Origin of the sequence: Halodesulfovibrio sp. (genome assembly GCF_015482765.1) — a bacterium.
GTDB lineage: Bacteria > Desulfobacterota > Desulfovibrionia > Desulfovibrionales > Desulfovibrionaceae > Halodesulfovibrio.
This window is the reverse complement of sequence record NZ_JADMLB010000053.1, coordinates 1-18,464: the sequence shown is the minus strand read 5'-3', so window position 1 is coordinate 18,464 and position 18,464 is coordinate 1. Positions and strand designations below refer to the sequence as shown.

18 protein-coding genes are annotated in these 18,464 nt (G+C 42.3%); all 18 read right to left on the bottom strand.

Annotation, left to right across the window (positions count from 1 at the left end; translation table 11 throughout):
- Positions 1 to 19: 19 nt before the first annotated feature.
- On the bottom strand, positions 20 to 367 hold the full coding sequence (locus QZY95_RS08795) for a hypothetical protein (protein ID WP_290922340.1): 348 nt from the start codon (positions 365 to 367) through the stop codon (positions 20 to 22).
- The gene (locus QZY95_RS08790) at positions 337 to 1,212 is read right to left on the bottom strand and encodes a hypothetical protein (protein WP_290922337.1); all 876 of its coding nucleotides are present in this window, start codon (positions 1,210 to 1,212) and stop codon (positions 337 to 339) included. Before QZY95_RS08790 ends, QZY95_RS08795 begins: the two co-directional genes overlap by 31 nt.
- Positions 1,213 to 1,277: 65 nt before the next feature.
- The gene (locus tag QZY95_RS08785) at positions 1,278 to 1,859 is read right to left on the bottom strand and encodes an HNH endonuclease signature motif containing protein (RefSeq protein ID WP_290922334.1); all 582 of its coding nucleotides are present in this window, start codon (positions 1,857 to 1,859) and stop codon (positions 1,278 to 1,280) included.
- Positions 1,852 to 3,099 (bottom strand): AAA family ATPase, encoded by a 1,248-nt coding sequence (locus QZY95_RS08780; RefSeq protein WP_290922330.1) that lies wholly within the window; start codon positions 3,097 to 3,099, stop codon positions 1,852 to 1,854. Before QZY95_RS08780 ends, QZY95_RS08785 begins: the two co-directional genes overlap by 8 nt.
- Before the next feature lie 114 nt (positions 3,100 to 3,213).
- The gene (locus QZY95_RS08775) at positions 3,214 to 5,319 is read right to left on the bottom strand and encodes an AAA family ATPase (RefSeq protein WP_290922327.1); all 2,106 of its coding nucleotides are present in this window, start codon (positions 5,317 to 5,319) and stop codon (positions 3,214 to 3,216) included.
- Positions 5,312 to 5,773: a DUF6262 family protein gene (locus QZY95_RS08770; RefSeq protein ID WP_290922324.1), complete on the bottom strand. Its 462-nt coding sequence runs from the start codon at positions 5,771 to 5,773 to the stop codon at positions 5,312 to 5,314. The genes QZY95_RS08775 and QZY95_RS08770 overlap by 8 nt, the downstream gene beginning before the upstream one ends.
- Before the next feature lie 20 nt (positions 5,774 to 5,793).
- Positions 5,794 to 6,240, bottom strand: coding sequence for a hypothetical protein (locus QZY95_RS08765; protein ID WP_290922321.1), 447 nt, complete (start codon positions 6,238 to 6,240; stop codon positions 5,794 to 5,796).
- A gap of 10 nt (positions 6,241 to 6,250) precedes the next feature.
- Positions 6,251 to 8,323: a hypothetical protein gene (locus QZY95_RS08760; protein ID WP_290922317.1), complete on the bottom strand. Its 2,073-nt coding sequence runs from the start codon at positions 8,321 to 8,323 to the stop codon at positions 6,251 to 6,253.
- Positions 8,316 to 9,851, bottom strand: coding sequence for a site-specific integrase (locus tag QZY95_RS08755; protein WP_290922314.1), 1,536 nt, complete (start codon positions 9,849 to 9,851; stop codon positions 8,316 to 8,318). Before QZY95_RS08755 ends, QZY95_RS08760 begins: the two co-directional genes overlap by 8 nt.
- Positions 9,844 to 11,088 (bottom strand): site-specific integrase, encoded by a 1,245-nt coding sequence (locus QZY95_RS08750; protein ID WP_290922311.1) that lies wholly within the window; start codon positions 11,086 to 11,088, stop codon positions 9,844 to 9,846. Before QZY95_RS08750 ends, QZY95_RS08755 begins: the two co-directional genes overlap by 8 nt.
- Before the next feature lie 130 nt (positions 11,089 to 11,218).
- Positions 11,219 to 11,716 (bottom strand): single-stranded DNA-binding protein, encoded by a 498-nt coding sequence (locus QZY95_RS08745; protein ID WP_290922308.1) that lies wholly within the window; start codon positions 11,714 to 11,716, stop codon positions 11,219 to 11,221.
- Positions 11,717 to 11,754: 38 nt separating this feature from the next.
- Positions 11,755 to 12,102 carry a hypothetical protein gene (locus QZY95_RS08740; protein WP_290922305.1) on the bottom strand — a complete coding sequence of 116 codons (348 nt, stop codon included), beginning with the start codon at positions 12,100 to 12,102 and terminating at the stop codon, positions 11,755 to 11,757.
- A 2-nt stretch (positions 12,103 to 12,104) separates the two neighbouring features.
- Positions 12,105 to 12,755, bottom strand: a complete 651-nt coding sequence (locus QZY95_RS08735; RefSeq protein WP_290922302.1) for a biotin attachment protein — start codon at positions 12,753 to 12,755, stop codon at positions 12,105 to 12,107.
- A 12-nt stretch (positions 12,756 to 12,767) separates the two neighbouring features.
- Entirely contained in the window at positions 12,768 to 15,029 is a 2,262-nt protein-coding gene (locus QZY95_RS08730; protein ID WP_290922299.1) for a carboxyl transferase domain-containing protein, read from the bottom strand.
- A gap of 64 nt (positions 15,030 to 15,093) precedes the next feature.
- Positions 15,094 to 16,512: a biotin carboxylase N-terminal domain-containing protein gene (locus tag QZY95_RS08725; protein ID WP_290922297.1), complete on the bottom strand. Its 1,419-nt coding sequence runs from the start codon at positions 16,510 to 16,512 to the stop codon at positions 15,094 to 15,096.
- Between the two features lie 24 nt (positions 16,513 to 16,536).
- A complete protein-coding gene (locus tag QZY95_RS08720; RefSeq protein WP_290922294.1) occupies positions 16,537 to 16,917 on the bottom strand; it encodes a PilZ domain-containing protein in 381 nt (126 codons plus the stop codon).
- A 2-nt stretch (positions 16,918 to 16,919) separates the two neighbouring features.
- Positions 16,920 to 17,660, bottom strand: coding sequence for a flagellar motor protein MotB (locus QZY95_RS08715; protein WP_290922291.1), 741 nt, complete (start codon positions 17,658 to 17,660; stop codon positions 16,920 to 16,922).
- Entirely contained in the window at positions 17,647 to 18,405 is a 759-nt protein-coding gene (locus tag QZY95_RS08710; RefSeq protein ID WP_160714630.1) for a motility protein A, read from the bottom strand. Before QZY95_RS08710 ends, QZY95_RS08715 begins: the two co-directional genes overlap by 14 nt.
- Positions 18,406 to 18,464 lie beyond the last annotated feature (59 nt).

Genomic DNA, 18,464 nt, shown 5'->3' with positions numbered 1-18,464 from the left:
GCTAATAGAGAAGTCATGCCTATGGAAATTTTTTAATATCATCTGCAGTTGGAAGAAACACATCAGTAAGGCTTATCTGTTCACAAAAAACATCTTCTGAAGGGCCTTCTATCCAACCACTTGACTTCATACCAGAAACTGGAAGCTTGGTTATGAGTTCTTCACCCTTTTCTGTCAAGATCAAAGTCCTCATAGAACGTTTAAGATAACCTTCAGTTTCTCCTTCCGATAACATATGGAAAATATCCGAGTAAGTAATACCTTTTTGAGTAAGAAAACTTATATCGTTATGACCTTTTATAAGGCGAAGTAGCATAACAAAATACGGAGAAGAAGTTACAGAAATCGAGGAAAAGGTGCCGGCCATTCTAAACCTCCTTTAGTTTCTGAATCCCAAAAGACTGGAAATGTATTATTAGGTGTCCGCTGCATTGTAACTAATGCTTCAGACTTCTCATATCCAAGAGAATATTTAGGACAATTTTTCAGATTTTCTTCAATAGACTTCATAAGTTCAATCGTTTCTTTTTTCTTTTTAAAAATAGGGCAATCCGTAATACCACGATTAAACTTCTTTACTGTATAAAATGGATAGTCCTTTTTCTGAAGCACATTGTATCCGTCCTGCATACTACCCAAAACAGTTAGACAAAAATTTTCTTTTTTTCTTGAAGAATTTGAGAAAAAATCATCGATTGCTTTAGTTGCTGTTTTTCCTGTTCCAACAAAGTCATCCACAAAAATTAACAGATCACGCTTATTCCGAGGATTTGAATAACTAAAAGGAGAAGAGAAACACTTGGGGCTTAAATCGCATTTTGAACCAAGTTTTTTTCCAATAAGCACCTTAAAGTTCTTTGTGCGATAATTATTTACGATTCCCAGTCCACTCTTATAGTTACCAGCATCATGATCTTTTTTAGTAATACAGGGAACAATACTTATTGATTCAATATCGCTGAATCTTCCAAAGTCTATATTCTTTATTGCTTGAGTACATAAAGAACTATACTCAAGAACGTTGATAAACTGATAGTTCTCAAGCAATGTTAATATTAAATTCTGTTGAGTCTCATCCAATTTCGCAAGTAGATCACAACCCTTTTCAAATGCCTCGTAACCAACCTCACCCTCACCTATGGGAAAATGCGGGTCAATTACCTTCTCAAGTATTACTTTTAATCTAGCTGCGGTATTACCATTAAGCGACATCATTCCACCTTACATAGGGTGTTAATAACAAATCGTAGCAAAAAAGGTTTATATGGAAAAATCAACTATGCGGCATGTGCCGCAAGAATCGCTTTCACAAAAAAAGAAAATTCTTTATCTTCACTAGCTTCTGATTCTAATTCATCTAACAAAAGCTGTTTTAGCACAGGAGATGTGCATCGATGACAAGCGTTCAATGTTTTCTGAATTTCATTTATACGAGTAAAGCGTACTTCTAATAATTCTGGTCTATTTAATTTTATATCCCGGATAGTTAAATCAGCGCTTTCTGAACCATTTTTTATAAATAAAAATGTCCCCGCAGCAAAGAAATGTTCGTCAGGATCATCCCGATAAGGATTGATGTACGGACATTCAGCATAATATTTATCAGACTTTGCATTATTACATTTTGGACAAGCATATCCCAGATTGTCCCAATCAAATTCCAATTCAGGAAATTTACCGTCAGCTTTCGGCTTAATGTGTTCCACATGCGCAAAGTCAATATGAGAAATTTTGCTTTCACAATACATGCACTTATCAAAACTTGCGTTCTTCAACGCTTCCTTATTTCTCGGATGCTTATAGTTTCCATTTTCCAATGCAGCTGGGTAAGGACAAGCGGGTCTATTTAACTTAATCATCGCCTTTCTCCGCTATTTCTTGAATCGCATATGGCAGTAATTTCCCAAGACCAGATTCAGTTAATTCTTTTCTTAAATCTGAAAGACTTGATTTCGTTATTGGTGCAGAAATATATTTTTCAATAATACTAGTTAGATTATTCTCAGCCCATACAGGCATTGTAAATGACACCCCTAAAACTTCGTCAAGAATTTCGCTAGCAGTCTTTGCCTGCCCAACAAGATCCAATCGAGTTGATTCTATTTTTTTACCTTCATTATACTTAAGAACGTAAACAGCAGAATCCCTAACAGATCCTACGATAAGCGGACTATGGGTTGATACAATAAACCTTGCTTGGGGAAACGCATCAAGCAAATTTTGCAGAATTGAACGCTGCATTGTCGGGTGTAGATGGTTTTCAACCTCATCTATTATTACTGTAAAATCTGAGTGTTCCTTAGTGGCATACATGTAAATTTGCCATGCAATATCAATTAGTGCACTAATTCCACCTGATGCTGTTTCTAATAAAAATTCATCATTTCCGTCATTACAAACAAAAACGATTTCCATATTTCGAATTTCTATTTCCTTAAAACCCAATGATGGTGGAAGAATTTTTCTTAATATATTTTGGAAGCCCTCGAAAAAACTTATTTGCTCAACATCTCGAGCCATTATTACTTTGTTATTTGTATTGGTAACCCCATATCCATTAATGGCCCACCCAATCAAAGCATTTTTCATCATAAAGCTGCAAGGTTGAGTGCCATTACCCAAATATTGTTGCCTATATACATTAGAAACTTCTGTAAAAGCATTATGCTTAGTCTTCTTAGCAGTCGGAATATTTCCTACAGCCTGATACCTAAAAGCAGATCTATGAGAAGGAATATAGATACAGTCAACACTTTGCTGATTTTGTATTTGAATTTGATACTGTGCCCTGTCTTGAGTTGGTATCACTAAGTTGCTAACTACACCATTTGAATAAATAATGTTTCCAATAGACGGTGTTTGACTTCTATCCTCGCCCTTAAATAAGCGTGTACAAAATCGAATCGCTTTCGTTTTTATATCTTGCTTAGGCGTAGAAAGAGATGAAATTGTCCAGCCAACGTGTCGAGCAAATAAACTTAGGATAGTGGTTTTTCCACTTCCATTTGCACCAGTCAAAACAGTTAAACGTTCATGAAAATCTAGTTTAACATTCTCAAACTGTTGCCAGTGATTTAGCTCTAATTTCTTATAATGCATATCCCACTATCACCTTGATTTTAGTCTAGACCAATCGTCAGCAAGCACTTACAACGAACAACGTATTACCAAGTAATATAACTTATCAAGATGTTAGATAGAAAATTTTGACTGCTAGCAAACCTCGCCGATCTGACGACGACTGCTTAGCGCACAATTTCGCACCGCCATTTCAAAAGCCCCCTTATCCCCTACAAAAACCACCTGTTCAACACCACGCGTAAGTGCAGTATAAACAAGTGCATGATCAAACAGTCTAGACTTCGTAACAACCACTATAACACGCTGGAATTGACTCCCCTGTGCTTTATGCACTGAGACTGCGTAGGCCAGCTCCACAACTTCCAATACTTCTTCTATGGAAAACGAGTGGATTACACCTTCAAAATCCACTTTCACGTCTATGTCACCTTGGCCGTCGAAAGACACTATATGACCAAGCGTTCCATTCATTAGATTTCGATCATAATCGTTGCGTAAATGAATAACAGGATCATTTACCTTTAGTTGTCCAAAAACGATCTTTTTGCCCATGTTTTGACGGTAAAAATGAGTATTAATTCTTTCGATACCCGCTTCACCTTGCCGTGTGGCAGCCAAAATTTGAAATTCTTTCCCATTCCAATCAGTAGACAGACGTTCCAACACAGACAGAATATCTTTCTGATCACAATCAACAAAGGAAACACCTAACGACTTACCGGCATATGAAGGAAGATCGGGAACGATTGAGTCCCGGACAGACGCTGCTATTTGGGGAATTCCAGTTTCGGCTGCTTGGCGATGAACTTCTGTTAATTCAACACGGGGGATAACGTCACTTTTCACTAACTGATGAAACACTAGGCCAAAGCCAACAGGCGGAAGCTGGGCAGCATCCCCAACGAACACAACGTGAACATTGTCAGGAAGACTTGAAAGGATTCTGAAGGTGGACGGTAGATCAAGCATTGATGCTTCATCTATTATGATAAGAGAACCAGACGGTATTTCAAATTCACTGGATTTAATTTGATGTAGAAATCGGGCAATAGTTATTGCGTCATGTTTGGTAACTTCTGTCATCCGTTTTGCGGCACGACCTGCAAGTGCCATTTGAATAACACTAATGCCCAACCTCTTTGCAACAGCGTTTACGACACGGAGCACCGTTGTCTTTCCGACGCCTGCGCCCCCTGTGACAACAGAAAAAGCATTACCGAAAACTAGATGCAACGCTTGCTGTTGCTGTAGATTTAACTGAAAGCCTTGAGCACTTTCACACTTAGCAACAACTTCTTCTAAGATCTGCTTTTTCTTTTCTGGAGCACCCCGCATGAAATGGGGGGAGCACCCCTTTTGAACCATGTTCTGAATGCGTCCAGCAATACGCTGTTCTAACGCAGCAGCGCCCACAGGCTGGTATCCAAAATTTTTATCACCAACTATTGCATTTTCTTCTAACGCTAACGCAATGGCGTACGTTTTGACATCAAGATCAATCCATCTGCCAAGAAAATCCGTCAGCCTGTTCTGGAGCATTTGAGATGGGGTCAGCGTATGACCGTCTTGTAATCGATCATACAAAACAGCTTCAACGGCACCTACTAACCGACGGCTATCATCAATAGGTATGTTCATCTTCATTGCAGCAGCATCAACACGTTTCCATGAAGAAAATGCCAACATGTAATACGGATTGCGCTCCAGCATCGCTATGGCATTAGCACCCCATACCTTCTTAAGCTTATTCGCTAAATTCGCTTCAAATCCGTACTTGTCTAAAAATGCTATGACTGCCGTATCTTCTTGCTGTTCGGCCCACACGCTAATAATTCTGTCAGCGAGACTGCTGGTCACAACACAGGTCAAAGTATCTGCATCACCGGCATTGAGTATATCAACCAGCTGGTCGCCAAACACATCATAAAGCGCTTTAGCTTTAGTTTTTCCAACACCAGCAAATTCTGGATGAGCTGCTAGGTATTGAATGAGCAACGCCCCTTTAGGCACTACATTCTTTCCACTGCTGGCATACAACTGCTGTCCATAAATCTGATGCTCACGATAATGCCCGGCAATTTCCCATAGTTCACCAACAACAGGCTGTCTCGGCAGTACGCCACTTCGAGCAACTACACGAATAGACTTACCGTCTTCTAGATGCCCAGAAAAAATTGCTGTACCATCAACCGCCTGAAAGAGTAACGAATGAACTGTTAGTGAAACTGTATTATGCATGGTCAAAAGGAACTGGGATCCTGCGCCCTGTTTCAATCGTCATATCTTCACGACCAAGCTGTTGACGAAGATTGGCAAGCTTTTTTCGAAGGTCTGAATTTTCTGCAACTAAAACGGCGTTCTGTTGTTCCAATTTTTCAACACGACGCTCCAATGCTCTTCCCTGCTTATCAGCCTTAAGAGACAATTTCTTATCTTTTTTACGGGAAGCCTTAGTAGAAGTACTTTGCACTTCAGCCCGCTTCAAAACGCCATGGACTTTACGGGCTTCTTCTAGTGCAGCCTTCATTTTGGGATTCTTGTATAACGACTGCCGAGGGACACTTGCTTCTTCAGCAAGCTTGGTAACATTTATTGTACCATCAGCATTAATAGGCAACTTCGATGTACTGGAAAGATAGCTTTGTAACGCCTGCAAATACTGCTTGCTCAGAACTTTGCCGCTTTGTCCCATTTCCCCTCCAGCTACTGATATTATGAAGCTTTGGACTTAGTTGCGTCACGATCAATACTATTCAAAGGCCGGTTCAAGAATTCTTCCGTTAGGCCACGAGTATGGGCATTAGTAGACCAGACAACAAACTTGAGCATTAAGCGTTCATTTTGAGCACGCAACTGTTCGTTTTCTATCTTTAACTGATTATTACGAGAAACAATGGCTTGGATTTCTGCCTGAGAATAGCTAGCGGCACTTCGCTCTTCAACTAGCTTAGTTTTTGTAACTACCTTTTTTCGCCTTTGATATGCATCAATTATTTGCGGGTGCTTACTTAAGGCTTGTCGGGTATACTTCAGACCTGTTTGTCTTTTAATTTTTGTAAGTAACAGATCCCATGTTAATTTCCCCTGCCACCCATCAATTATCCAAATAATTTTATTTCGGTATTCTTCTGTAATATTAATTGAACGATTACTGCGCATAACCTTCACCCTATAAAGCTAAACCCCGCTTCAATACTCGACGAGGCTTCTTTTCAGATTCTTCAAGTGCTTTTTTTTCATTAGTGGCCTGTTCGATACGAGAAGCAGGCTTAGCGTCACTCAGCTGAATCACCGTTCCCAAAGGAACATTTGGATCATCCATTATTTCAACAAGCTTTGTTAACAACATCACAGTTTGACTATGATGATCAAGCCAGCGGTCAATTTTGTCATTACAGTACGTTGGGCTACCTTTTCTGTATTCAACTTCCTTGATAGCTAGCTGAAGCATACCTTCTGCTTCCTGCAACTGTTGTCGAATTCGTGCTGTCTTTTCTATGTCACCTTTAATACAAACATGCTCATTGCAATTAATACAATCCATAAACTTTGTGCATGGTGACATCACAAAATTTCGCACACAATACCCAATAGCTGTTGTATGTGCTGTAGCAATTTCCAATTCTGAAAATTCACTGCGTGTAATCAGATTTTTCTTTTTTGGTGCAGCAGCAATGGGTCCCATGGCCTTATCAAGATTACCAACGGCATTCCGAATCTTTGCTAATTCATCTTCTCTCAAACTATGATCATAATCAGCATTCTGTCGTAGGTTTTTTCGTCCACTCCATTTTGCTATTCTAAGTTCCCCTACACCGCATGTTTTTGCTACTGTATTGAGGTAATGTCTAAATGTATGAGTAGTTGCAACCAATGGGCTTCCGTCAAGTTCTTTCAAATCAAACTCATCGAATATTGATTTTTTACCATGCTTAGAGCGAATACCTAGACCATCATTAACCTGTCCAATTGTAATAGGTTCGACTAAACAAACATATTTTGCACGCTTACCGAATGTACCTTTAAAACAAAGCATCATTGCTTCATGCATCAATAACAACTTTGTATTGTCTACATAAGGAAAATGAACGAGCATCATTTCTAATATATGCTTTTCAACATCCGCAAAACATACATAGAATTGATTACCTACTTTGCTTCTTGCTATTTTTTGGGATACACACCAGTCACGAGCAGAACCAGCACGCCCATCCTTTCCCCACAAAATATGAGCAACATCTTTGAACGTTAGCTTTTCTTTATTCCTCAAATATTCAAATTCAGGCAAAAGGTATATCTTATCAGGGTGATCATAATACCATTCAGCCACTTGTCGTGCGGGATCTGTTATCTGGCGAATATTTTCAATGGCCTCCTTCGCGGTATCAATCATCGTGTTAATTTTCCACTTCACCATGGGCTTGGCACCTTTTGCAGGTCGCCAACTGTGACCATAGACATCTTGGTCACCTTCGAAGCCATCAACTTCACAATTTTTATGAAGAATAAGAACCTCATTAATGCGATCTGGTGCTGAACACAAAAGTGCGGCAATTGATGATATCAAAATCTGACGGTCAGTGGTTGCATTAACATAGACATACGAAAGAGCTTCCAATAACTGTTCAGAAGGCATTTTTTCCTTTCTGCGTTGTTCCGCTTCCTTACTACAGCGACTAATGACTTCGACAGGGCGCTTTATTGGGGACTTCCAATCTAATGGCACAAGTAACATTTGCTTCTTTACTAAAAAATCAGCAAGTAACTTAAGTTGTTTTCCCGCACCATACGCCGGTTTTGGAGAGTAGTTTTGCTTCAAAAGTTGCGCAGTTCTGTTCAAGATATCTGCATTAATTTTTATTATAGGCACGTCATGACCATTCTCAGTTAACGCTATTTCAAGCATGCGTAACGCCTCAAGCTGTCGAGCAAAACTTTGTACCTTATACTTAGTGTAAAAACTTCTAAGGTAAGCTTGGGCAAAGGAAAGATAAAATTTTGAAAAAGGTACCTTATCGTTCTTTTTCTTCAATACTAAGTGATGTTTTGTAAAATAGATCCTGTGTACTTGGTTCCCTTTCCCTTTTATTTCAATATCCTTGGTAATATCCCAAACATATGAATCAAAATCTAAATCAGAACCAAATGCTGTTAAGTCGTTGCGTGCGAAAGCAATAAAAGCATCAAGATTACCTTGGGCACCTAATTCGTGGCGTGGTTTAAATAGTAGAATTTTAGGCATCAATGCACCCGGAAGATTTTTTAATCTGCTCACACTGCTCGACGACATCTGCAATAGCTAGAATTGTAATGTCGTTTACTGATGCCACCCTATTATTCACTTCGCCTAACCGCTTGCGTTCAGCTATCAGCTCATCCAATATCTGTTCATGGGGTCCGTCCAACCATGCGGTAAACAATTTACAAGTATAGCAACCAAGTGGCACAGAAAATGAACAATGGCTGTACTGCCCACATTTTCCCACTGAAGAAAAATCTTTTGTATATTGTGGTGCAATCACATGCTGAATATCACTGTTTCCTTGCAAGTCTTCTTTCTTTGCAAGGTTTCCTGCAAATGCCTGAGCAAGTGGAGCAAGCTTCATAGCCATTTTTTTATCGATGCTCTTTATTATTTCAGGAGAATTACCAACATAATTCCCAACATTTTGCGTGTCTGCATGGTCTAACAGTTCAGCAATAACAAATTCTCCCCACCCTTCACTTGCCGCAACGGTTCCTACCGTATCGCGAAACCGTGAAGGTGTAGCATGAATAAAAGAGCCTGTTCGTTCAGACCTCACATTTAGTTTTTTCCACACCCTCTTGGGCACGCTACCTATGCTATTAGCTGTCCTATGATATGCAAGTAACCCTGAAGAAATATCACCTTTCTTTTCACTGGGGAAAAGTGGAGCTTGTTCCAAGTCTTTCAATTTGCCATCAAAGTTATTCCTTATTTCCTGTGCGTATTGATATAACAACTGTCCAATGTATGAACTGCCAATCTTCCACTGACGGGACAGCTCACGGATTCCTTGCCGTTTTTTCGCAGATGGAATTCTTAACAGGTAGACTAACGAATCATCATTTTTTTCAATTACGCTAATATCGCAAACCTTCAATGCTGCGACCTGAACTGGACGTGGACCAAAAAACATAAATATCAAGCAGAGTAGGTAATCACTAGTCGCCACACTTCCATCAGCATACGCCTGATCCAAAGCTGTACGAAGAGCATTGCGCTCAATGAGCGAAAAAGGACCTTTCACAGGATCTAACGTTGCTGTTGCAACCCCTTTTTCATTTCCTGAAAGCTTTATTTCGTCTAGGTAGTCCACAGCTTCTTTTGCAATACCAAAACCACTAAGCGCGTACCATTGTTTCAAAAAACCAGATAATTGCCCCAACTTATATTCGTGCTTTTTTCCAAGCGATGCATGATAATTCATTAAATGTTTATCTGTAATTTCCAATAAAACCTTATCGTCAGACACTGCTCCAACTAAGCGCTGCACTCCCGAAAACATATTCCCTACAGTGTAAGGGGAACTATTTTCAGCTAGCCATATTAAAGCAAATTTAAAACCTAACAAAATATCTGCGCTTGCATTTTCTATTCTTCTAAAATCAAGTTTTACATTTCTTACGCCGTCGCGATATTTCCACACAGACTCACGCGGGTAAAATGTCACACCACTTTGGGTTACTGCGGCTTCAGGTAGTAGTTCTTCATTTATTCCTTCTGAGTAAAATTTTGTATTATTCACCGCAGTCCTCCTGTGTAAACTTTTCTTGTACGCTTAATGATGCTTCGCGCGCCTGTTCTCTTATAAATGGCTTAGTATAATGAGCAGGCATATCAGAACCAGTTACCCATCCATTTTCTTCACATAATGCTTGATGTGAAGATTCTTCATCATGCCCGCTTTCTTTTAGTGCCCTAGCAAACATTGTACTAAAAGTGTGGCGGCAAATATGACTTGAAAAATCACTTGGCAATTTTTCGACATGTTCACGAACTGTCGTAAAAATATCATAAAGTGCATGTCGGCTTAGTGGAGCACCATCCTTACTAGACACAATCAAGAAGGTATGCGTATTTGCCCCATGAATTTTGCTTCGTATATTAATAATATAATCATACAAAGAATCAGTTAGTTCACCTGATAAAGCCTTTGGACGATCCAGCGTTTTTGCGTTGGGTTCCTTGCGCCTTGGGTCATCAGGATCATCTGGGCGGCGGGCTACTTCAAAAAAATTATCTTCAAAGACTATGTCGTCAATTTTTAAGCCTAAAAGTTCACCGCATCGTAATCCAGTTCGTAATAACATATGAATAATTAATGAATTGCGATGCCTAACGATATCGCTTTTCCATGGATTACAAGGCGAATCAGGGGATATAACATCCTTTAAAAATTCAAGCTGTTCTGGTGAAAGCGCTTCTTTTGTCCTTAGGACATTACGTCTAGTTCCCTTGGGAATTCGTGACGCAAGATGCTCAAGCACAGTTGTATGATCCCTATCTAACTTTTTCCGCAGTTTGGGATCTATGTCATATTGTGTGCGCCTTAAGTCAATTAGCCATTTTAAAAATCTATGGATTGTACGCAATCGAATTGCAGTAGTATGCTTGTTAACCAGTGGAACAGCTTTAGCACCTTTTGGGTCTAAAAAATGAACTTTTTTGGCTTGTTTCTTATTCATTTTTTTTAGTGCTTTTTGGCAGTATCTAGCTAATCCATCGATTTCACCAAATGTAAACAGCTCACCATCCCAAACACGTTTCACGGCGTCTATCTGCAAATCACCAAAATAGTCCAACAGCACAGCAAGATCCCTTAAGCCCCGTTCAATCGTATTCGAAGCACAGTTTATCTGACGCAGTTGGGTGATAGCAAAAAGATTAGGGTAGAATTCAGGTATTCCACTTGTCCTATTGATTAATATAGGAAGCCGTTCGCCATCTGGAAAAACTAGTGTTTTAACTTTATATCTATTCATTTTGTTTACACTTTTTCTTACCTACAGGTCGCAAAAATATTTACAATTGTAAAAAGCGTAAACAAATAAAAAAGCGAAGTCAAATCAATGACTTCGCTAATTCTATTTACAGTGACGAGCTGTCCCTACATCAGAACGGCACATCGTCCATTCCGCTAGCTTCAGATGGGAATGCTGGACCTAAGTCTTCATTGCCAGAATTATACTGCTGCTGTTGCGGCTGGAAATTGTTGTTCTGCTGTGGACGCGGAGCGTTGTTCTGCTGGAAGGAACGACGTTCGCCGCCCTGCTGCATTGCATCGCCTTTGCGATCAAGGAACTGCACACGCTGTGCTTTAATTTCCGTAGTATAACGGGTCTGACCTTGCTGGTCTTGCCACTGGCGGGTCTGAAGACTACCTTCAACATACACAAGGCTGCCTTTGCCAAGGTAGTTTGCGCAGTTCTCAGCCACACGCTGGAAGACAACCACGCGGTGCCATTCAGTACGTTCCTGTTTGTTGCCTTCACGGTCTGTGTAGGATTCGTCTGTCGCAACGTTGAAGTTAGCGATAGGCGTACCATTACCCGCGTAACGCAACTCGGGATCTGCACCAAGACGACCGATGATCATCACTTTATTCAGCATTATTAGGGCTCCTTAAAAATTAATCTTATCCACGATTCTTACTCGTTCGGTAAATCTTTTTCAAGGTCTGATAATGCATCTTCTATTTTATCCGTAAGCTGGTTAGCTTTCTGCGGATTCCACTCACTTAACGCCTCTTCAAGCTCCTGCCGGAGCGAAAAAAGAGCATCAAGCGGTTCTTTGGCATACGCCTTCAACTCATCAGACCAATCTGCAAAACGACATGCATCAACCAGTGTTTCAATCATTTCGACAACACCGGTTTTAGCTACATAGCGCTGCTGCTCTCTAGGAAAAGCCAACTCGTATAACCGAGGCCATTCCCGCTGAACTTCATCTTCTGAATACGTAGACGCCCAAACACGAACCTGCAGAACTTTACCCATGCTTACTCCTGTTCAGTCCATTCAGTCTGTACGCGGACAACAACATCCTCGATAAGCGAAAGCTGATCTGGAGGGCACACACCGATAAGTGGTGCACCAGAATCAATGTTCTCGTTATGCTGGAAGTACACAGCGTAAATTACGCCATCCGGTCCAGAATAATTAAGCGGTGCTTCACGCTTCATACGGGACATGATGAACAGTTCCATACCATCGTGCACTGTGACACTCTGGGAGCCGGAACTTTTAATCTTGCTGTCGATATCCGGAGCAAAGTAGTACTTTGCACGTTCCGGAGCTTCGAACAAGTACAGAGCTTTTTTAAGAATAATGCCGAGTACTTCATCCTTGGAAAGGAAGTGACGCAGACGAACAAGCTCTGTGCCTGCTTCTACAAAAGTACCTTCCAATTCTGTATGAATTTTCTCAACAACACCCTTTTGTGTAGCACGAATAATTTTATCGTTACGCTCACGCTGCAATGTTGCAAGCGGAGTACCGGGGATTTCTCCCCATGTACCGGTCGCACCGATAACACGGTCGCCTACTTTAATGGAGCCAAAGGATACTACACCGGTATGAGGAGCAGTAATAACCAGCTCTTCGTACGGAGAAGCTTTAATCTCTTCAAGAAGTTTAGAAATGTCGAGCATATAAAGCCTCCACTATCTGTAGTAAAGGTTACGGCCGCCCATAGTCATAAGCGCCTGAGATAAATTATGTCGTGCATCACGACGATCCCAGATACCCTGAATGTGACCACGGCTGAGAGCCTTCTGGGCACGGTGGTAATCAGGTGGGATATCCATACCGGTTGTCTCTTTGATTACGCCAGGCCCCGCAAAACCGATGTTAGAAGAACGGATTGCGAACTGGTAAGGAGAACAACCAAGGAAACTTGCAAGCGGACCTGCATAAGAGTTGGTATCGTACAATACGAGGTACAAACCACCGGCATCGATGTAACGACGAACAGCCATTGTACAACGAGGCATCTGGATTACACCGTTAACGCCTTCCTGAATACGAATACCGGCAGTACCATGAACATAACTGATGAACGGGAAGCGTTTTTTCTTCGCACGTTCTGCAGCCTGAACAAACTTTTCACCTTCTGCCGCACCAACAGTACCACCGCGGAACGGAGCGATGAGGGTTGCAACAACAACTTTTACGTTGTTAATGCGTGCCTCAAAAGTGGTGCAGGAAGATTTAAGACCGGTTTTATTCTTAGCCTGCTCAAGCTTAAGGTCAAAGCCTTCAAAACCGAGCGGGTTAGCAGATTCTACTTCTGTATTAAACTCAAAAATGGAACCCGGATCGAAGATGTTGTGCATGTACCACTGGTATTCCATAGGGAAGTGGTGGCCACAGCTGTTACAAACACCAGCATACTCACCAAAGAGATCCGGAGCCCAAAGGTCCTGACAGCCATGAGTTTCTGCGTTTGGACATGTGATCGCACGGTCTTCTTTAGCGCGTGGAGAAATGTAACTCCACTGGCCTTTGCCCTGATCTTCTTCATCCCACTGAGAAAGCATTGTAAGCTCTTTCTCTTTGTCGGCTTTAGAAGTGTTGGCAGGAATAGCCTTGGTAATTTTTTTCCAAGGGCCTTTAACCTTGTCCATCAGAACACGGGCTTCCGCATCCACTTCTTCCACTGCGTACATCAGTTTCTTCTGATGAGAACGCCACAGGTCGTATTTAAAGTAGGAATAGGTATCCCAACCTTTTTCTACGAACCATGCTGCCACACGACGATGAATCGGGCGACGGTCGATGAAAGCAGATTTGGAGAGTTTATTAAACTTCGCATGACGCTTGGCGATAAGACGAGCACGAGCCTTTCTGCTCAAGCTCCAGCGTACATGGATATTTTCAAGATCAAGATCTTCGATAGACTTACCTTTACGACGACGCAGTGCCATAGCACGGAAAGGAGAGAATCCTTTTACGTTCAGTACAACTTCATCAGTTGCGCGGATAACTTCCTGACGCAGACTGCGGAAGAATTCGTAATGGTAAGGGCGGGCACCAAGTGCCGGTTCCTGAATCTTGTGGTCGATGTAACCCATGCGCACGTTATCATCAGCAGTAATCTTAAGCTGATGTGCACACTTTTCAACAAGTTCAGCACCGGCTCTGTCACCACCGCGGACACGGCCTTCAATAGCAGCCGCACCTTCCGGTGAAATTACAGAATAGTAACCGTGTGAAAGCATCAAACGACTATCAGCAAGGCCGATAGCTTCAGCACCGCCGGAGCCGCCTTCGGAGAAGACTGCTACAACAGGCACACTGAGTGCTGCCATTTCATACAGGTTTTTAGCGATCTGCTGAGCAGCGCCCGGAGCATCTTCAACAGGGAAAGACCCCGGAGTGAAGACAAAGGTGTGCACAGGAATGTTTTCAGTTTCAGCAACTCGCATGTAGTGCAACGCTTTTGCGTTACCCCAAGGCTTAACTGAGCCGCCGTTACGGAATTCTTCGCCGTGCCCTTTTTCCTGACCGATAACCATAACCGGCTGGTGATAAACGCGTTTGCCGCTGCGACGAGTAATGTACGCACGGGCAATCAGCATGGACGGGTCAATGCTGTTTTCGTCTTTACCACCGATTTCGGTGTAGTTATCGTATACATTTTCTAAGATATCACGAAGGCAGATACGCTGCGAATGACGCACAATGCGTACCTTGTCCATCGCGGTAAGTTCATTTTCAAGATTGCGTTCTACAAAACCAAAAAGATCTTCGAGCGTAGAGAGAGCTGCGAACTTGTCCTCAACAGACAGTCCGTTCTCACGCTGGATGAACTCTTCGAGTTTTGTTTCAAGCAGACGGATATTTTCCTGCTGCTTATCACCGAAGATGTCTTTGATGTACGTAAGACGTTCGGTTAAATGCTGTGTTCTCTTTTCGGTATCCATATACTCTCCCCCGCGCCGCTAGGCGGGGTTGATAATGCATTACTGAACGGTTCCGGCAGCCGGACTAAAACTTCAGAATCTCGTCGGTTTTAGTGCGCAGGAAATTCACGTTGGACTTAAGTGACTCGCCGCCCTGGTTCTGGCCGGTAAGACGAAGTTCATTCAAGAATTCCTTGCCGTGTACTTTTACCTCAGACAGGTCTTTACCCCAGATAATAGCAAGGGCAAGGTTCGGGTCAAACTCAGTCGGAATATCGTATGCAACATCCGTCGGAACGTGTGAATGCATCTGAAGCCAGTCGTGTTTATCCCAACCGAAGTCCTCAATGCGACCAACCCACGGAGTAAATTTCATCTCCGGATTTTCCGCAATAAGACGGTATTCGATACCGACACCATCAAATGTGATGTTCTCCTGACTGTATCCAAGAGGTTCCCCTAAACCTACTCGAATCTGCTCTGCGATAAGGTCGACACCAGCTTTACCGTTAACACGGGAAATCATAGCAGAAACACCGTTTTCAACCTGAATACGGGTGTTAACTTCCATGAGGAAAGGACGACCGTCACGGGTCACAATCCATTCCCATGTTCCTACGTTATCATAGCCCACCTTGCGCGCCATAGCGAGAGAGTATTCGGTAATATCGTCCAGAACTTTCTGGGCGTCGAATGTGTAGTTAATGGAGCTTGGGTCGAAACCCGGCGCAATTTCAAGGCGTTTCTGGAGACCGGTAGACTGGATAGAGCAGTTACGTGTGCCGAAATGTACTGGATTTTTTCCTGTACGGTCGGACACAATCTGTACTTCCAAGTGGTTGAAGTCTTTGATGCGCTGTTCAATAAGCACACCCTCGTCACTGAACTGACGAAGAGAATAGCTGCGGATACGACGGTATACGGATTTAAAGAGATCAATATCATAAACCTCTTCAATACCCATGCCGCCACCACCGGCAGAAGCTTTTACAAGTACCATTGGGCGTCGAATGCCCTGTTCTTCCTGAAACTCGAAAAGCTGACGGGCAATCTTTTCTGCTTCAAGTTCGTCGTACACTGGGCGGTCAGAGCCCGGTACGGTTGGTACTTCCAAGCTACGCGCGAGGCGTTTAGTATTAATTTTATCGCCCAGTTCACGAATAATTCTCCATGAAGGACCGATAAAAATAAGCTTATTTTCACGCTGTGTTACACGGCGTGCAAAACGATAGTCTTCCGCAAAGAAACCATAGCCCGGATGAATAGCAGTCGCACCTGACTCATCCGCTACAGCTAAGAGTTCGTTTGCATCCTGATAGGAAGAGACACGATAAAGGCTTTTTTCGCCTCCATGCTCTTTAGCCATACGAACATGGCCGGAAGCACTATCTTCTGCAGTGTAAACACAGACAAAACCTAAACCAAGCTTTTGACAAGCCTGCATGATACGGATGGCAATTTCCCCTCTGTTCGCCACCAGCACCTTGTGGTTTGTATTCTGCACGTATTACCCTCGATTTTTTGCAGCCTAATCAGCTGCAGATTTTTCTCTTTTCTTAGCGATCATTCGCTTTTGTAACTCAAGCACGAGTCGGTCGAGCCGTGCTTCCTGTCTGCGATCAAGAGTGCGGAAATCGCAGCCAATTATCCCATTATCAAGTATTCTGACTACTCTGCAAGACAAATCGGAAAGGTACGTCTTTCCTGCAACAAGAATAGAAACAGAGTACTCAGCGCCCTCTTTTAATAATACTGACTCATTTTTTATCGCGAACCCTGTTACACTGACGTCCAGAATATCGCAAGTCACATTTTGCTCTTCAAAGGTGACGGAAATTCCGTATGCCTTTGCTCTAAAAGCTCTACGACGCTCATTACCCGTCGGCATAGTAAATTCAAGATTACTCATGGCTACTTGCCCACCCGTCTTTCTAAAACAAATTCAACTCGTCTATTCTGCGCTCTGTTTGCTTCATTTGTATTGGGCATAATCGGGTCAAGATCACCAAGTCCTGTGGCTGTAAGCCTCTGAGACTCTATGCCTCGTTCAATATAGTAACGCAGAACATTAACCGCACGCAATGCCGATATTTCCCAGTTATCCGTGTAACGACTTGAGGCACTTGGCTTCAAATCATCAGTGTATCCTTTAATGTTGATACTCTGAGCTTTGTTTTTAAGGAACAACTGGCGCATATCTTCAAGCAACACAAAGCCATTGCGGCTCAAGGTTACTTTTCCATTTTCAAACATTGCAGCAGAAGGAAGCCGCAATGTAATTACACCTTCATCAAACACCGCGCCTATCTGCCCCTCCAGACCTTTCTGGTTAAGGTAGGTACGGATATCTGAATAAACTTTACGTTGTGCTTCAATAAGTTGCTTTTGCAGACGGACTGATTCCAAAATAGCTGTATCATCCTGACGTACAGGCGACGTTAACAGATTTTGGTCATCACCGCCAAACACCTGCCGAACTGTAAGGAATGAATCAGTAAATTGCTTCTGGTCAATAACCGACATGGAAAAAAGCAGCACAAAAAATGCCAGCAGCAGAGTTACCATGTCAGCAAACGTCGTCAGCCATGTACCTTCATCTGACTCATCCCCGATATCATCTACTAATGCGTAGTCGTCTCTATCTTCGAACATCTTTTCTGTCCTCTGGAGAGATGAATGAGCTCAATTTTTCGTATACAAGGCGAGGGTTGTTATTTTCCAGAATACACTTGGCACCTTCAAAAATAATGTTCAGCTGAACCTCTTCCTGCAAAGTACGGGCTTTTAATTTACCGGCCATCGGCAGGAATAACAGGTTTGCCAGCAAGGCACCGTAGAATGTTGTAAGCAGCGCAATAGCCATTGCAGGACCGATACTGGACGGGTCATCCAGATGGGCAAGCATTTGAACAAGACCGATGAGTGTCCCGATCATACCGAAAGCAGGAGCTACAGCGCCGAGTCTGTTAAATACCGCAATTGCAATATTCTGTCTTCGTTTCATGGACAGAATTTCAATTTTTAATGTGTCATGAATAATATCTGGATCTGCGTTATCAGCAATAAGCTGACACGCCTTTTTGAGCAGCGGGCTTTCGGTCTTGATATTTTCCAGAGCAACAAGACCTTCGCGGCGACTGATTTCCGCGATACGAACCATAGTGTTTACTACTTCCGGAATCTTTGTACGGCGGGAAGCAAAAACTTTTACAACGCTTGCAACAGCAAACGCCACTTCTTCCAATGGAAATGTTACAAAAATAGCAGCACCGGAGCCACCGAATACAATCATAGCTCCCGGCACGTTAATAAAATCGCCAACACTCCCCCCCATAAAAATTGCGCCAGCAACAAGAGCAAAACCAACAACGACCCCGAGAAGAGTTGCAATATCCATATATTAAACCTATGTAACAGGCGGGTTCGTATATTTAATCACAACATGTGACTGCATCA

Excerpts from the sequence above, each read along its gene's own strand:
- QZY95_RS08795 (WP_290922340.1), bottom strand. The coding sequence starts at position 367 with ATGGCCGGCACCTTTTCCTCGATTTCTGTAACTTCTTCTCCGTATTTT.
- QZY95_RS08790 (WP_290922337.1), bottom strand. The coding sequence starts at position 1,212 with ATGTCGCTTAATGGTAATACCGCAGCTAGATTAAAAGTAATACTTGAG.
- QZY95_RS08785 (WP_290922334.1), bottom strand. The coding sequence starts at position 1,859 with ATGATTAAGTTAAATAGACCCGCTTGTCCTTACCCAGCTGCATTGGAA.
- QZY95_RS08780 (WP_290922330.1), bottom strand. The coding sequence starts at position 3,099 with ATGCATTATAAGAAATTAGAGCTAAATCACTGGCAACAGTTTGAGAAT.
- QZY95_RS08775 (WP_290922327.1), bottom strand. The coding sequence starts at position 5,319 with ATGCATAATACAGTTTCACTAACAGTTCATTCGTTACTCTTTCAGGCG.
- QZY95_RS08770 (WP_290922324.1), bottom strand. The coding sequence starts at position 5,773 with ATGGGACAAAGCGGCAAAGTTCTGAGCAAGCAGTATTTGCAGGCGTTA.
- QZY95_RS08765 (WP_290922321.1), bottom strand. The coding sequence starts at position 6,240 with ATGCGCAGTAATCGTTCAATTAATATTACAGAAGAATACCGAAATAAA.
- QZY95_RS08760 (WP_290922317.1), bottom strand. The coding sequence starts at position 8,323 with ATGCCTAAAATTCTACTATTTAAACCACGCCACGAATTAGGTGCCCAA.
- QZY95_RS08750 (WP_290922311.1), bottom strand. The coding sequence starts at position 11,088 with ATGAATAGATATAAAGTTAAAACACTAGTTTTTCCAGATGGCGAACGG.
- QZY95_RS08745 (WP_290922308.1), bottom strand. The coding sequence starts at position 11,716 with ATGCTGAATAAAGTGATGATCATCGGTCGTCTTGGTGCAGATCCCGAG.
- QZY95_RS08740 (WP_290922305.1), bottom strand. The coding sequence starts at position 12,102 with ATGGGTAAAGTTCTGCAGGTTCGTGTTTGGGCGTCTACGTATTCAGAA.
- QZY95_RS08735 (WP_290922302.1), bottom strand. The coding sequence starts at position 12,755 with ATGCTCGACATTTCTAAACTTCTTGAAGAGATTAAAGCTTCTCCGTAC.
- QZY95_RS08730 (WP_290922299.1), bottom strand. The coding sequence starts at position 15,029 with ATGGATACCGAAAAGAGAACACAGCATTTAACCGAACGTCTTACGTAC.
- QZY95_RS08720 (WP_290922294.1), bottom strand. The coding sequence starts at position 16,917 with ATGAGTAATCTTGAATTTACTATGCCGACGGGTAATGAGCGTCGTAGA.
- QZY95_RS08715 (WP_290922291.1), bottom strand. The coding sequence starts at position 17,660 with ATGTTCGAAGATAGAGACGACTACGCATTAGTAGATGATATCGGGGAT.
- QZY95_RS08710 (WP_160714630.1), bottom strand. The coding sequence starts at position 18,405 with ATGGATATTGCAACTCTTCTCGGGGTCGTTGTTGGTTTTGCTCTTGTT.